The sequence below is a fragment of the Marinobacter sp. E2 genome (genome assembly GCF_055755345.1).
In genome coordinates this window covers 2993605-3009015 of sequence record NZ_CM146911.1, presented here as the reverse complement: position 1 = coordinate 3009015, position 15411 = coordinate 2993605, and the positions used below count along the sequence as shown (strand labels likewise).

Here is a 15411-nt window from a genome sequence, read left to right as displayed (position 1 = left end):
CACAATGCCCAAGCATTTCGAACAGGCCCCCGGCCTTCACGACGACCCAGTTCCCGAAACGGAAGGTTACGTCTTCAACCAGACCATGATGCGCATCAAGGAGCCCGAGCGCTCCATGGACTTCTACACCCGGGTAATGGGCATGCGCCTGGTGCGCAAACTGGACTTCCCGGAAATGAAGTTCACCCTGTACTTCCTGGGATACCTGGACGACCGCCAGGCTGGCCTGGTGCCGCAGGACGACGCCCACCGCACCACCTACACCTTCGGCCGTGAAGCGGTGCTCGAACTGACCCACAACTGGGGCACCGAGGATGACAACGATTTTGGGTACCACAACGGCAACGACGAACCACAGGGCTTCGGCCACATCGGTGTTGCTGTTCCAGACGTGTACGCCGCCTGCGACCGCTTTGAAAAGCTCGGTGTCGAGTTCGTTAAAAAGCCGGACGACGGCAAGATGAAGGGCCTGGCCTTTATCAAAGACCCGGACGGCTACTGGATTGAAATCCTGCAGCCGGACATGCTCGAGAAAAACCGCAAGGACGACTGACGTCGTCTAATCCGCTCCGGCCTCCTGGCCGGCCGCGGGTTTGCTGCCGTAGCGGGAAGCCACAATCACCGCGGCAGTCAGTATCAGGGCGCCGGCAATGCCGATGGGCCCGAGAATTTCCTCCAGGAAAATCCACGCCAGCAGCGCCACAAACAGTGGCTCCAGTGTCACGATAATGCTGGAGAGCGTGGCCGGTGTGGTCTTCATGCCCGTGAAGAAGCACACATAGCCAATGCAGGTCGGCACCACGCCAATGTAGCCCACCATCAGCCAGTGCCGGAATTCCAGACTGGCCATCCCCTCGAAACCGCCGCTCAGCGCGACTACGGGCAGCAGAATCAGGGCTGCGGTGAAAAAACAGATAAAGGCCGTGGTGAACACCGTCGTGCCGGCGGAGCTGTAGCGGCTGGTGAGGGTAAACCCGGTGTACACACAAGCGGCCAGCAGCGCCATCAGAATGCCGGCGAGCCGCAGGGTGCCGCTGGTGTCCATGTCGCTCAGTACCAGCATGGCGGTGCCGGCAATGGCGGCGATCAGCGAGAGTACGGTTAACAGCCCCGGCTTCTCGCCCAGAATCGGCGCAGCGAGAATAGCCACCAGTACCGGCGGCAGGCAGAGCGCAATCAGCGTGGCGATGCCGGCGCCGGTGAGGTCCACGGCCAGAAGGTAGCTGCCCTGGTAGAACGCCTGGAACAGGCCGAGAGCAGCCAGCGGAATCAGCGCCTTACGGGTCAGGCTGCGTAGAGAGCTGCCGGGCAGCCGGGCGCCGGGGTGCGCGCGCTCAAGGCGCACCTGCTCCCGGCGCATCAGCAGCCAGAAAAATGGCAAGGCCACCGCCAGCCGCAGAAAGCCCAGGGTAATGGCCTGCAGGTCGGTACCGGTAAAAAGGAATTTCGCAACAATGCCCGTGGTCGCCCATAGCAGGGCTGCCAGGGCGATCAACAGGGCGCCTTGGATCATTCAATCATCAACACAATGAGCTCTTTGGGACCGTGAACACCGTAAGCCAGGGTCTGCTCGATGTCGGCGGTTTTGGACGGCCCAGAGATTAGCAGGGCATTGGTTGGCATGCCAGCGGCCCAGTTCTGGGCATGGATGGCCTCGTGGAAGGTGGTGTAGAGCTCCGAGGCCTTCAGCACGGCCACATGAACCGGTGGCACCAGGCTCATCAGGCGGGGCTCATCCGGCGTTGGCCACAGGATCAGCGAGCCGGTTTCGGCAATGCCGCCCCGGGTGGAAGTGATGGAGGCATCCACCTCGTTGAACAGATGCGCCTGCCAGCTTTCAATAGGCTCGTCGTAAATCAGCAGTTCCGGCAGGTCGTCCCGGCCGGCGTTGCGCAGGGCCTGGCCAATCTCATGCTGCTTCGGAATCAGCAGGTTCCGTGCCCCGCGGGTGCCGAGCAACTCGGCCAACCGGTCCATCCAGCTGTCCTCGCTGCAATGGTGCACCTCGCCGTGCACCGACTCGATCATCTTCTCGAACCGCTGGATGCGCTCGGCGGTGGTCCAGTCCGGCCGCTCCAGCACCGAGAAATCACACTCGGGCGCGGTCAGCTCGCCACCGGTGCGGTTGCGCAGTCGCTGCAGAATCGTCTCCCGGGAACTCATTGGCCACGCTCCTTCATGCGCTGATGCAGGGTTTTGGCGGCCAGTTTCGGCGCCGTGCGGTACTCGGTCCAGGCGCCGACTTTCGAGGGCTGCAGGGCCCGGAACTTGCTGGCAACACCGGTGCCCAGGCGATACACGCCGGGGCTGGCATGCATCCACGCCCAGCCTTTCCAGATCAGCGCTTCCGTCGAACTGCGCTTGGCACCATGGCCGCGCACCTTGGCCGGGTGCAGCTTGTCGCCGTCCACGGATTCCTGGCGCAGGCGCACCAGCAGGTCCGGGATCGGTATCTTCACCGGGCACACTTCGCCACAGGCACCGCACAGGCTGGAGGCGCTGGGCAGGTGCCGGCCTTCGTCCAGGCCAATCAGGTGCGGCATCAGAATCTTGCCGATGGGGCCGGGATAGGTGGTGCCATAGGCGTGGCCGCCCACGCGGGTATACACCGGGCAGTGGTTCATGCAGGCGCCGCAGCGGATGCAGCGCAGGGTGTCCAGCAGCTCGTCGTCCTGGTAGATGGACGAGCGACCGTTATCCACCAGCACCACGTGCACTTCCTCGGGGCCGTCCAGCTCCTCGGCCTTGCGGGGCCCGGAAATCATGTTGAAGTAGGTGGTGATGTGCTGGCCGGTGGCCGAGCGGGTGAGCAGGGCCAGCAGGCCGGTCACGTCCGCCATGGAGGGCACCACCTTCTCGATGCCGGTAACCGCAATGTGGCATTTGGGCACGGTGGTGGTCATGCGGCCGTTGCCCTCGTTCTCTACCAGGCACAGGGTGCCGGTGTCGGCCACCGCGAAGTTCACCCCGGACACGCCCACATCGGCGTTCATGAACTTCTCCCGCAACTGCTGGCGGGCGCTGGCGGTCAGGTACTCCACGTCGTTGGAGAGATCGGTGCCGGTTTTCTCGTGCATCAGCTCCGAGATCTCACCGGTGTTCTTGTGAATCGCCGGCATGATGATGTGCGAGGGTGTCTCATCGGCCAGTTGAACAATGTACTCGCCCAGGTCCGATTCCAGAGCTTCAATACCCTGTTCTTCCAGGTAATGGTTCAGCTCCATTTCCTCGGAGACCATGGACTTGCCCTTGATCACGGTTTTCGCATCCCGGGACTTGCAGATGTCCCGCACAATCCGGCACGCCTCGTCGCCGTCCACCGCCCAGTGCACCTTGATGCCATTCTCGGTGAGCTTCTGCTCCAGTTGCTCGAGCAGATCCGGCAGGTTGGCGAGCGCTTTCAGGCGGATGTTGGCGCCCAGATCCCGCAGCGTTTCCAGATCCCAGCCGTCAAAGGCGTTCTTGCGCTTGGACATAAGCCCGTCCATGGCGCTGCGGAAATTCTTGCGGATCTTGGGGTTATGAATGGCCGCGTGAACGCGAGGGTAGAACTCTTTCACATCAACGTGGTGGCCAGTACGCTCGGCGGTCTCGCTCATGACTGGTGCCCTCCCTTTTTGCCTTCACCTCGGGTCCGTGCCCAGAGGAAACTGAGAATGTGCTCGCCCCGAACCGGCTTCTGGTTCTTCTCGGCGTAGCCATCAATGTTCATCAGGCAGCCGCAGTCGGTCGTCACAAACCGCTGGGCGCCGGCGTCCACCAGCGTGTCTACCTTCTCGCTCACCATGGCGCCGGAGATTTCCGGATGGCGCACCGCAAAGGTCCCGCCAAAGCCGCAGCACTCCTCCGGCCGTGCCTGCTCCACCAGGTTCACGTTCTTCAGCTGGCCCAGCAGCTTCGGACCCACTTCGGCCACGCCCATTTCCCGGCGCGCCGAGCAGGAGGTATGCATGGCCACGGTGGTGGGTTCGCCGAGGTCTTCCAGTTTGATATGGCAAACGTTGAGCAGGAAGTCAGTCAGTTCCCACACCCGCCCGGCGATCTCGGCCGCCTTCACCTCGTCGGAGGTGTCCTTGAACAGGTCCGGGTAGTGCTTGCGCATCATGCCGCCACAGGAGCCGGAGGGCACCACAATGGGCCAGTCTTCCGGAAACAGGTCCAGCTGGGCGCGGGCCACCGACCGGGCCTGGTCGTGGTAGCCGGAGGTATAGGCCGGTTGCCCGCAACAGGTCTGGCTCTGGGGAAACAGCACCTCAATGCCTTCCCGCTCCAGCAACTCCACACCGGCAATGCCCGCATCGGGGTAGAACAGGTCCACCAGGCAGGTGCCGTAGAAATAGACTTTGGAAGGTTTGGACGGATAAACCTTGATGGGATCAACCATGGGCCAACGCTCGAATTTTCTGGATTGTTATCCGGCAATAATAGTGTGGTGAAGCGGGCGTTGCCAGACGACTTTAGGGGCAGTCGGAGGCTAGGGAGGGAAAGCAAAGATGGGCGGAAAACGAAGGGCTAAAAAGGGCAGCGGTGGAATCCGCTGCCCCGGGGGGTGTTACTCAACAGTGAGGCGATCAGCGTTCTTCGCCAGGGTGGCTTCGCCAATGCCTTTCACGTTGGCCAGGTCGGCGGTTGCCGCGAACGGGCCGTTGGCTTCGCGGTAGGCGACAATGGCTTCGGCCTTGCTCTCACCAATCCCGCTGAGGCTGGCCAGGGTGGCAACATCGGCGGTGTTAATGTTAACGGCGGCGTCCTGGGCGTGGGCAAAGCCGGTCACCAGGCTGAACAGCAATACGAGGGTTGCGAAAAGGGGGGTGCGGTTCATGGAATGTACTCCTGAGATTTGCGTTTTTGGTTGTGTGCCAGGGCGCAAAGCAGCAGAAGCGTATTGTGACAAAACAGAGACGGGTGTGTTCGAGCGAAGGAAGTGCACGGACGGGATCACATTCCCTGTAATCCCCGTTTCCGTGGCTGACCCCTGCCTGGTCCTTCAGGCGTGCGACTCATCCTGAGCGCGTCTTCCCTGTGGTCATCCCTGTGCATCCCGATCCTTCGGGTAACTCCAAATCCCTGGAGTTCTCATCCCTGATGCTTCTATCCATGAAGCTTCCATCCGTGAAGCCTCAATCCTTGAAGCTCTCGTCCTTGAGCCAACGTTCCATGCTGGCTTGTCATCCCTGACACTGATCATTCTACCGGTAGCCGGATCGGACAATACCGGACAATGGCGTCGGGGTTTGTGAGATATATCTTACGAACCTGTAAGCTTTTCGGCGGCTCTCAAAATGAACGTGAGTTCAGTGTTTAAGGGGTCTGCGGGGCAATTTGTTGCCCGTTGCGGTGAGCTTCGGCGGCCTCGCGGATTCGCTCCATGGTGATCTCTCGAACGGCCTTCTGGCTGGCGCGAATGTGGTGGGTCAACCGGTCGGCGGCTTCGGTGGCCATGCCACTGCGCAACGCTTCCAGAATGGCGGCGTGTTCCACGTAGGTGGCGTCCACCCGATCGTCCCGGGTGAAGTCCAGGCGCCGGATGATCCGCAGCCGGTCGGTGATCTCCCGGTGAATGCGCGTCATCTCCCGGTTGCCGGCCGCAGCCACCAGGTCACAATGAAAGCTCTCGTCCAGCGCCCGCACGGTACTGCCGACAGCCCTCTCGGAGGGGTGGTCCGGGTTCCAGATGGCTGTCAGCGTGCGAATGGCCGGCGGCTCCTCGTCCAGGCCGCAGATCTTGTGCATCGCGGCCCTCTCGAGGGTGATCCGCAGGTCGTAGAGCTCTTCCACCTGCCGGAAATCAAACGGCTTCACCTGCCAGCCGCTGCGGAACAGCACCTCCACGTAGCCTTCCCGCTGCAACCGGTACAACGCTTCCCGCACCGGCGTGCGGCTGGCGTTCAGGCGCGTACCCACATCGCCCTCGCTGAACTTGTCACCGGGGATCAGGCGGAACTCAAAGATGTCGTCCTTCAGGGCTTCGTAAACCCTGTCTGCCATGGACTCTTTTCTTTTGGTGTTTGTTGCCATGTTCTTTTCGTTCGCCCCTTGTTTTGATTCCGGGTTGCCTCTTGGGTGGAGTTTGGCCGCTGGGCGCGGCTATCGGGAAGGCTTTGCAAAAGACGCCGTGAACCCATCCATGGGGGCTTGATCGCAGCATCCCTGCTGCTCACACTTTTGCAAAGCCTTCCCGACATCCACGCCCGACTCCCTTGTCCGAAAGCCGGTGGTGGCAGGTCTGTCACAGACTGTGAGCAGCATGGATGCTGCGATCAAGCCTACATGGACGTATTCACGGCGTGTCTGTGACAGACCTGCCACCATCGGCTAAACCCCCAAGCTAGCGGCCAGAGGCGGCCAAACTCCGAAGTCAAAGCCAGACCAAACCTCAAACCTTGATGCTCAACAAAGGCTCCCCCGGAGTAACGGCCTTGCCAGGCTCCACATGCATGGCACTGATCTCCCCGGCCTGGGTCGCGTTTATCTCGAATTCCATTTTCATAGCCTCCACGATCACCAACGGATCACCCTCGGCCACGGTATCCCCGGGTTTCACCAGGCACTTCCAGATATTGCCGGCAATCTCCGCGCTCACCAGTTCGCCGAACTTCGCCAGGTCAGACACATCCGGTTTGGGCGGTGCCTTGGCGAGTTTGTCCAGTTCCGCGGCTTCGCTGTCTTTCCACAGGGCCACCTCTTTAGCATAGGCCGCCTGCTGCAGTTCGCGGAACTCGGCGATGCTGTCGGCGTTGGCGTCCAGGAAGGCCTGGTGGGATTTGAGGTCGAAGGTTTCTTCCTCGATTTTCACGGTCAACTGGCCGGCGCGGAACTGGTCGCGCATGTCGTTCAGTTCGGCTTCGGTGACCGGGTAGTAGCACACCTGGTCGAAGAACCGCAGCAGCCAGGGGGCGCCTTCGGCGAACTGGGGGTTCTTCAGGTATTTGTTCCAGATGGGCAGGGTGCGGCCGACCAGCTGGTAGCCGCCGGGGGAATCCATGCCGTAGATGCACATGTACACGCCGCCGATGCCCACGGTGCCCTCGGCCGTGTAGGTGCGGGCCGGGTTGTACTTGGAGGTGAGCATGCGGTGCCTCGGGTCCAGCGGAACCGCGCAGGGTGCGCCGAGGTAGACGTCGCCCAGGCCCAGCACCAGGTATCTTGCCGAGAACAGGATGTCGCGGACGGCTTCTCGGCTTGGCAATCCGTTGATGCGTTGCATGAAGTCGACGTTGTTGGGCAGCCAAGGGGCGGTGTCGCGCACCGACTGGCGGTATTTGTCGACGGCTTCCAGGGTGGCGCTGTCTTCGAAGGCCATGGGCAGGTGAATGACCCGGCTGCGCACTTTCAGCTCATCGGTGGGCGGCAGGGTGGCTTCCAGGTCCAGCAGGTAGGTCATCAGCGCTTCCTGCGTGAGAATCCGGGCGTCGTAGCGCAATTGCAGCGAGCGCACGCCCGGCGAGAGCTCCAGCAGGCCGTTGGGTTGCACGTCGGCGATGGCTTCCATCAGGGCGTGGATGCGCAGGCGGAAGCCCAGGTCCATCACGTTGGGGCCGTATTCCAGCAGGATGTACTGGTCGCCGGCCTGGCGGTAGGTCACTTCCGGGCGCCCGTCGGTTTCGGCCAGGTGGGCCAGGATGGTGGCGGACAGGCCGTTCACCGGTTCAAGATCCGGCTTCACCAGGTCTACCATCGGCGGTGCCATCAGGCTCTTGATGGCCAGTTCCTGGCGCTCGGAGAGTTTCACAGCGGTGTCGTTATCGATGGCCACGAACCGGATCGTATCGCCGGGTTTCACCTGGCCGACCTTCCACAGCTCCGCCTTGGCGATGGTCACCGGGCACACAAAGCCGCCCAGGCTGGGACCGTCCTTGGTGAGGATGACCGGCATGTCGCCGGTGAAGTTGATAGAGCCGATCGCGTATTCGCAGTCATGGATGTTGGAGGGGTGCAGCCCCGCCTCGCCGCCGTCGGCCCGGGTGAATTCGGGCTTGGGTCCGTTCAGGCGGATGCCCAGGCGGTTGGAGTTGTAGTGCACTTCCCAGTCCTGCTCGAAGAACTTCTCGATGGACGTTTCGGTGAAGAAATCCGGGGCGCCGTGGGGGCCATAGAGTACGCCGATTTCCCAGTGGTCCGGATAGTCGGGAATGAGATCCGGATCCGCCGGGGCGGGATCATGCGTCGGTGCCGTGGTGGTGCAGGCCGGCAGATCGATCTGGCTGATGCCGAGCATGTCGCCGGGTCGCAAAGGCCGGCCGCCGTGGCCGCCGAACTGGCCGAGGGCGAAGGTGGAGCGGCTGCCCAGGTACACCGGCACATCAAAGCCACCGCGCACCGCCAGATAGGTGCGGCAGCCCTTGATGGCCTTGCCCACCGCCAGAACCTGGCCGGCCTTCACAGTGATGGGTTTCCAGAATTCCACCGGTTTGTCATCGAGAGTGGCATCCGTCAGCGCGCCGGTGAGGGCAACCACGGAGTCCTTGTGGAACTTCAGGCTGGGGCCGATCAGGGTGGCTTCGAGGCCGGCGGCTTCGGTGTGGTTGCCGACAATGCGGTTGGCAATCCGGAAGGCGTAGTCGTCCATGGGACCACTGGGCGGCACGCCGATGTTCCAGTAGCCCACGCGGCCGGGATAGTCCTGCACGGTGGTGTAGGTGCCGGGTTTGACCACTTCGGCCACCGAGGGTTTGAACTCGAAGCTCTCCAGGGCTCGGGTGGAGACAACGCCATCGGCAAAGCTCTGCTGGGCCACCACCTGGCGCAGGTAATCCAGGTTGGTGGCAATGCCCATCAGCCGGGTTTCCGCGAGGGCGGCTTTCAGTTTGGCCAGGGCCTCGTGCCGGTCTTGGCCGTGCACAATCAGCTTGGCAATCATCGGGTCGTAGTGGGCGGACACCTCGCTGCCGTTTTCCACCCAGGTATCCACCCGCACGCCGTCTTCCGGCCAGTGCACATCGGTCAGTTCACCCGGGGAGGGCTGGAAGTCCTTCAAGGGATCTTCGGCGTAGATGCGTACTTCCATGGAGGCGCCGTTCAGAGCCGGCTCGAAGTGCGCCAGGTCCGGGCTTTCTCCGGCGGCGATTTTCAGCATCCATTCGATCAGGTCCAGTCCGGTGACCGACTCGGTGACCGGGTGCTCAACCTGTAAGCGGGTATTCACTTCCAGGAAGTAGAATTCGTCCCGGTCTGCGTCGTAGATATACTCCACGGTGCCGGCGGAGCGGTAGTTAACCGACTGCCCGAGGGAGACGGCGGCATCCAGCATCTTCTGGCGGGTGGCGGCCGGCAGGTTCGGCGCCGGGGTTTCCTCCACCACTTTCTGGTTCCTGCGCTGCAGCGAGCAATCCCGTTCGCCCAGGGCCACCACATTGCCGGCGCCATCGCCGAACATCTGCACTTCCACATGGCGGGCCCGGGCGATGAAGCGCTCCAAGAACACGCCGCTGTCATTAAAGAAGCTCTGGCCCTGGCGGCGCACGGTTTCAAAGGCGTCCCGCAGTTCGCTTTCGCTGTTGCAGCGGGTCAGGCCGATGCCGCCACCGCCGGCGGTGCTCTTCAGCATCACCGGGTAGCCCAGGCGCTCGGCGGTTTGCAGGGCTTCGTCCAGGCTTTCCAGCAGGCCGCTGCCCGGGGCCAGCGGCACGCCGGCGGCTTCTGCCAGTTCCCGGGCCCGGTGTTTCAGGCCGAACTCGCGCATCTGGTCGGGCGTGGGGCCGATAAAGGCAATGCCATCAGCCTCGCAGGCCTCGGCGAAGTCAGCGTTCTCGGACAGAAAGCCATACCCGGGAATAATTGCCTCGGCGCCGGTGTGCTTGGCGGCCGACAGGATCTGGGCCTTGTCGAGGTAGGTTTCGCTGGCGCCGTTGCCGGTCAGGGCCACGGATTCATCGGCCAGGGTCACGTGCAGGCTGTGGCGATCCTGGTGAGAATAGACAGCCACGCTGCCAACGCCCATGGCCTTGAGGGTACGGATGGTGCGAACGGCGATTTCGCCTCGGTTGGCGATCAGAACTTTGCTAAACATGATGGCGGTTCTCCTTATGCCGTGCCGGATTTGAGTGCGTTTATGTAAGCGCGCCAGCCGCCGAACTCGGTGACATCCCGGGCGCCCTCGAAGCCGTAGCCTTCGCAGATAAAGCCGTTCACCCAGCGGCCATCGGCCAGCTCCACGTTGCCGATACCGAGTGGGGCGGGGATCAGGTCCACGAAGGAGCCAAACGCCGAGGCGGGCATTTCCCAGACTTCCAGGATGATTTGCTCGCCTTCACCAGCGGCCACTCTTTTCAGGCCCGGCTTCGGCGGCGTGGTGTTGGGCAGGGCGTAGAGCCGGTAGTTGGCGGACGTGGTGGTCTGCTCCAGCAGCACCGAGAAGCGCTCGGTCAGCTGGGTGTTCAGGGGCATGCCGCTGAGGTGAGCGCCCACTACCGCCACCTGCACGGTGGGCGTTGATATGGCCGCGCCGGGCTCTTCTTCGGGGCGGGGTTTGTCGGTGGCGCCCAATTTGGTGGGGTGGGCGTTCAGCCATTGGCAGGCCAGGTGCTGCAGCTCCGCATCCTTCCAGGCGCCGCTGATGAGCGTGACGCCGAACGGCAGGCCGTCGTCCCGGAAGCCGGCGGGCACGGCCAGGGCGCTCATGTCCGCCAGGTTCACGAAGTTGGTATAGGTGCCCAGCTGGCTGTTCAGGGTTACCGGGTCGGCGTTCACCGCCTCAATGGTGGGCGCCGTTGGCGCCGTAGGCACCAGCAGGGCGTCGATATCGGCCAGTAGCGCGTCGATCTCCCGTTGCAGTTCTTCCTTGCGGTACTGGGCCTTGAAGGTATCGGTGGCGCTGAACTTTCCGGCGTTGCCGATAATGCCTTTCACCACCGGGTTCATCTCCCCGGCGTGGCTGGCCATGAATGCTTCCACGGCGGCGTGGCGCTCAGCCACCCAGGGGCCTTCATAGAGCAGAGCGGCCAGTTCCAGCATGGGGCTGAAATCCAGCGGTACCAGTTCCACATCCAGTCCGCGCCACTGGCTGACGGCGGTGTTCCAGGCCGCTTCCGACTGCTGGTCGCCAAACCATTGCGGGTGCTCGGGAATGGCGAGCCGTTTGATCGGGCCGGGTCGACGCAGGGCGGGGCCGTCCAGCGGCAGGGCGTAGGGCGCTTTGCGGGAGAAGGCATCTCCGGCGTCGAAACCCGCCATGGCTTCCGATACCAGCCCGGCGTCGTTCACCGTAAGCGCAAAGATGGATGCGCAATCCAGGGAGCGACAGGCCGGCACCACGCCGCGAATGCTGAACAGGCCCTTGGTCGGCTTCAGGCCGACCAGGTTGTTCAGGCCTGCCGGCACCCGGCCGGAGCCGGCGGTGTCGGTGCCCAGGGAAAACGGCACCAGGCCCCGGGCCACTACCGACGCAGAGCCGGAACTGGAGCCGCCGCTGACCACCTCCGGCTTGAAGCTGTTGGGCACCGCGCCATAGGGCGAGCGGGTGCCGACCAGGCCGGTGGCGAACTGGTCCAGATTGGTCTTGCCGATCACCACCGCGCCGGCGGCTTTCAGGCGGGTGATCACCTCGGCGTCCTGTTCCGGGGTGTAGGCAAAGGCCGGGCAGGCGGCGGTGGTTTTGAAGCCCACGGCATCGATGTTGTCCTTGGCGGCGAATGGAACGCCATAAAGAGGCAGTGCACTTTTGTCGCCACCCGCGGCTTCCAGAGTCTGGTCCAGGTGTGCCAGTGCGCGGCTGAGGCCATCGCCGTCGAGCAGGGAGATCCAGGCGGCATCCTCAGTATCCAGCCCGCTCAGCAGTTCGCCCAGCAGTGCTGCCGGCGATGCGCCCTCTCTGTAGGCGTTCTGCCAGTCCTTGATGGTCCATCCGAGTGTTGAAGGCATTGGTTGTCCTCATGTGCAATTCATCTTGTATACATGTGGAATGGCAATGCCTGTGCCATTTGCGGATTTTTCTTGATTAACATGTAAAAACAGAGGGTTATGGTTTTTGTGCGTGAGGTCGCGCTGGCGAGGGCTGCCCAATGCCGGTGCGGGCGCACCAAAACTGGTCTGTAAAACAGGGGCTTGGCGGGGTGTAAGCAGGTGCCGGGTGGGGTTCTGTCTGCTTGTATACTAGTTAAATGATTGTTTTAGCTGGATTTGCAGGGAATGTGGAACAGCAGATGCAGAGGCTCCGGTGCGTTTCATGACGAACTGCACGCTTCAACACACGACTCAAGGCAAGACCCAACTCAAGAAAAGGACGCACGACATGAGCTTCAAAAAACACGTGAAACTGGGCCTCTCTGCACTCGCACTTTCCATCTCCTTTAATTCCGTGGCAGCGGAAGACCCCATCAAGGTGGGCATTCTGCACAGCCTCTCCGGCACCATGGCCATCAGTGAAACCGTACTCAAAGACACTGTTGAAATGCTGATCGAGCAGCAGAACGCCAAGGGTGGCGTGCTCGGTCGCCAGCTCGAGGCCGTGGTGGTTGACCCCGCCTCCAACTGGCCGCTGTTCGCGGAAAAGGCCCGGGAGCTGCTGGCCCAGGAAAAAGTGGACGTGATTTTCGGCAACTGGACCTCCGTTTCCCGCAAATCGGTACTGCCGGTGGTGGAAGAGCTGAACGGCCTGCTGTTCTACCCGGTGCAGTACGAGGGTGAGGAATCCTCCGAGAACGTGTTCTACACCGGCGCGGCGCCCAACCAGCAGGCGATTCCGGCGGTGAACTACCTGATGAACGAAATCGGCGTGGAGCGCTGGGTGCTGGCGGGCACGGATTACGTGTACCCGCGCACCACCAACAAGATCCTTGAGACCTACCTGATGGACAAAGGCGTGGCCAAGGAAGACATCATGATCAACTACACCCCGTTTGGTCATTCCGACTGGCAGAATATTGTCTCCGACATCAAGCGCTTCGGCTCCGCCGGCAAGAAGACCGCCGTGGTGTCCACCATCAACGGCGATGCCAACGTGCCGTTCTACCGCGAGCTGGGCAACCAGGGCATTTCAGCCGCCGACATCCCGGTGGTGGCCTTCTCCGTGGGTGAGCAGGAACTCTCCGGCATCGACACCGCGCCGCTGGTGGGCCACCTGGCCGCCTGGAACTACTTCATGAGCGTGGATAACGACGCCAACTACGCCTTCATCGACCAGTGGATCGAGTACACCGGCAAGGAAGACGCCGTAACCAACGACCCGATGGAAGCCCACTACATCGGCTTCAACATGTACGTTGAGGCGGTGAAGAAAGCCGGCACCACCGACGTGGACGCGGTGAAAGACGCCATCATCGGCGTAACCGTGCCCAACCTCACCGGCGGCTACGCCACCATGATGCCCAACCACCACATCACCAAGCCGGTGCTGATTGGCGAGATCCAGGACAACGGCCAGTTCTCCGTGGTGTGGGAAACCCCGGCCACCGTGGCGGGCGATGCCTGGTCTGACTTCCTGCCGGGTTCCCGCGACATGATCGCCGACTGGCGCAAGCCGCTGTTCTGCGGAACCTTCAACACCGCCACCGGCACTTGCGGCGCCTCTGCCGGCGAAATGGCGATGGAAGCCGAGTAAGGCTCAAGCGGCCTCGCCATATTGGACGAGCGCCAAGGACAGCCGGGGGTGAGAGTTTCGCCCCCGGCTGTCACCCTGCACCACGCTTTCAACCAACAGGACATTCTCATGAGCATCTGCCGATCGCTCACATTGCTGCTGATGGCGGCGTTATCCCTGCTCTCGCTCCCGGCGGCGGCGCAGGACACCGATCCTGGCAAAGCCCTTCTGATCAACCTGGCCGAGGCACCGGCCAACAAAGTGGAAGAGGCGGTAAATGCTATTGTCAGCAGCGGCGACGAACGGGCCAGGGGCTGGCTCGAAGCCTACGGGGCTAACCGTCTGAGCCGGGTAAAAGACACCGGGCAGGTGGTGCTGGTATTGAACAATCGGGGCCGGGACTGGGAAATTGCCGACCCACTCACTGGTGAAAACCTGGGCGAAATGTCCCGCCGTGAGCTGGACAGAGTGGCCATTAACAACCGCATCCGGGGCCAGCTTGAGGGCATATTGGCCATGCTGGACCTGAACGCCAAAGACCCGGACGTGCGTGAAGCCTCCGCCCGGGACATGATGGGCAAGGTGGACGCCTCCCTGGTGGCGCCGCTGGAAGCACGGCTTGAGGTGGAAGACAACGCCGCCGTGCGCAACCGAATTCAAGAGGCCCTGGCCATTTACCGGGTGGGCGAGGGCAACCTGGAGGCCGTGGACGTGCTGGCCGGCAGCCTGCACCCGCGCGCCCGGGCTGCCCTGAACGAGGCCGTGCGAGGTGACAACGAAGCACTGGCCAACCGGGCGGCCAAGGCCCTGGAAAGCATCGAACAGAAACTGAAACTCAACCGCGCCGCCGAGACCCTCTACTTCGGGCTCTCCCTGGGTTCGGTGCTGGTTCTCGCCGCCATCGGCCTGGCCATCACCTTCGGCGTGATGGGCGTGATCAACATGGCCCACGGTGAACTGATCATGCTCGGCGCCTACACCACCTGGGGCATGCAGCAACTCTTGCCCGGCCAGCCCGGCCTGGCGCTGATTCTCTCGATACCCGCCGGCTTCCTGGTTGCCGCCACCGCCGGCATCATCATCGAACGCAGCGTGATCCAGTACCTGAAAGGCCGGCCCCTGGAAACCCTGCTGGCCACCTTCGGCATCAGCCTGATCCTGCAGCAGCTGGTGCGCACGGTGATCTCCCCACAGAACCGCACGGTGGTAACGCCGGACTGGATGAGTGGCTCACTGGTGATCAACGACGCCCTATCGCTCACGTTGAACCGCCTTTATGTGCTGGCCTTCGCCCTGATTGTCTTCACTGGCCTGATGCTGATCATGCGCAAGACCCGCCTGGGCCTGGAAGTGCGCGCCGTGACCCAGAATCGCGCCATGGCCCGCTCCATGGGCATCCGCGCCACCCGTGTGGACATTATGACCTTTGCCCTCGGCTCCGGCGTTGCCGGACTGGCCGGGGTGGCGCTCTCCCAGCTCACTAACGTGGGCCCGAACCTGGGCCAGAACTACATCATTGATTCCTTCATGGTGGTGGTATTCGGTGGCGTGGGTAACCTCTGGGGCACGCTCATTGCCGGGCTTTCCCTGGGCACCATCAACCAGCTGCTCGAACCTTGGGCCGGTGCCGTACTCGCCAAGATCATCGTGCTGGTGTTCATCATCCTGTTTATCCAGAAACGGCCGAAGGGATTGTTCCCGCAAAAAGGCCGGGCTGCGGAGGGCTAGGGTGTCCCGTCTAGCCAATTCTTTAATCCACTGCGAGGCGCAAGCGCCTCGCCCTTCGGGAGCCTCTGAACGCCTTGATAGCCGCGTTGCAGCGCCTCGATTTGGAACCACCAAACCTTCGCCACTGCGCCTTGCTCTCAAGGCGTTCAGAGGCTCAGTGAATCAAA

General features: G+C 62.5%; 11 protein-coding genes. 3 read left to right on the top strand and 8 right to left on the bottom strand.

Annotation, left to right across the window (positions count from 1 at the left end):
• Positions 1-4: 4 nt before the first annotated feature.
• A complete protein-coding gene (gene gloA / locus AC0J1C_RS13775; protein WP_473044358.1) occupies positions 5-553 on the top strand; it encodes a lactoylglutathione lyase in 549 nt (182 codons plus the stop codon).
• Between the two features lie 6 nt (positions 554-559).
• On the opposite strand, the gene AC0J1C_RS13770 is transcribed toward gloA, so the two are convergent.
• The 8 genes from AC0J1C_RS13770 to atzF form a co-directional block, all read right to left on the bottom strand.
• Positions 560-1513 (bottom strand): DMT family transporter, encoded by a 954-nt coding sequence (locus AC0J1C_RS13770; protein WP_473044357.1) that lies wholly within the window; start codon positions 1511-1513, stop codon positions 560-562.
• Positions 1510-2163, bottom strand: coding sequence for a LutC/YkgG family protein (locus AC0J1C_RS13765; protein WP_473044356.1), 654 nt, complete (start codon positions 2161-2163; stop codon positions 1510-1512). Before AC0J1C_RS13765 ends, AC0J1C_RS13770 begins: the two co-directional genes overlap by 4 nt.
• Positions 2160-3599, bottom strand: a complete 1440-nt coding sequence (locus AC0J1C_RS13760; protein ID WP_473044355.1) for a LutB/LldF family L-lactate oxidation iron-sulfur protein — start codon at positions 3597-3599, stop codon at positions 2160-2162. Before AC0J1C_RS13760 ends, AC0J1C_RS13765 begins: the two co-directional genes overlap by 4 nt.
• Positions 3596-4384: a (Fe-S)-binding protein gene (locus AC0J1C_RS13755; RefSeq protein WP_473044354.1), complete on the bottom strand. Its 789-nt coding sequence runs from the start codon at positions 4382-4384 to the stop codon at positions 3596-3598. Before AC0J1C_RS13755 ends, AC0J1C_RS13760 begins: the two co-directional genes overlap by 4 nt.
• A 168-nt stretch (positions 4385-4552) precedes the next feature.
• Positions 4553-4822: a ComEA family DNA-binding protein gene (locus tag AC0J1C_RS13750; protein ID WP_375192332.1), complete on the bottom strand. Its 270-nt coding sequence runs from the start codon at positions 4820-4822 to the stop codon at positions 4553-4555.
• Between the two features lie 479 nt (positions 4823-5301).
• Positions 5302-5988 (bottom strand): GntR family transcriptional regulator, encoded by a 687-nt coding sequence (locus AC0J1C_RS13745; RefSeq protein WP_228143565.1) that lies wholly within the window; start codon positions 5986-5988, stop codon positions 5302-5304.
• A gap of 388 nt (positions 5989-6376) precedes the next feature.
• Positions 6377-10009, bottom strand: coding sequence for an urea carboxylase (uca, locus tag AC0J1C_RS13740; protein ID WP_473044352.1), 3633 nt, complete (start codon positions 10007-10009; stop codon positions 6377-6379).
• 14 nt (positions 10010-10023) lie between these two features.
• Positions 10024-11859: an allophanate hydrolase gene (gene atzF, locus AC0J1C_RS13735; RefSeq protein ID WP_473044351.1), complete on the bottom strand. Its 1836-nt coding sequence runs from the start codon at positions 11857-11859 to the stop codon at positions 10024-10026.
• A 370-nt stretch (positions 11860-12229) separates the two neighbouring features.
• On the opposite strand from atzF, the gene urtA reads away from it, so the two are divergent.
• Entirely contained in the window at positions 12230-13537 is a 1308-nt protein-coding gene (urtA, locus tag AC0J1C_RS13730) for an urea ABC transporter substrate-binding protein (RefSeq protein ID WP_375192328.1), read from the top strand.
• 108 nt (positions 13538-13645) lie between these two features.
• Entirely contained in the window at positions 13646-15244 is a 1599-nt protein-coding gene (gene urtB, locus AC0J1C_RS13725; protein ID WP_473044350.1) for an urea ABC transporter permease subunit UrtB, read from the top strand.
• The last annotated feature ends 167 nt before the right edge of the window (positions 15245-15411 follow it).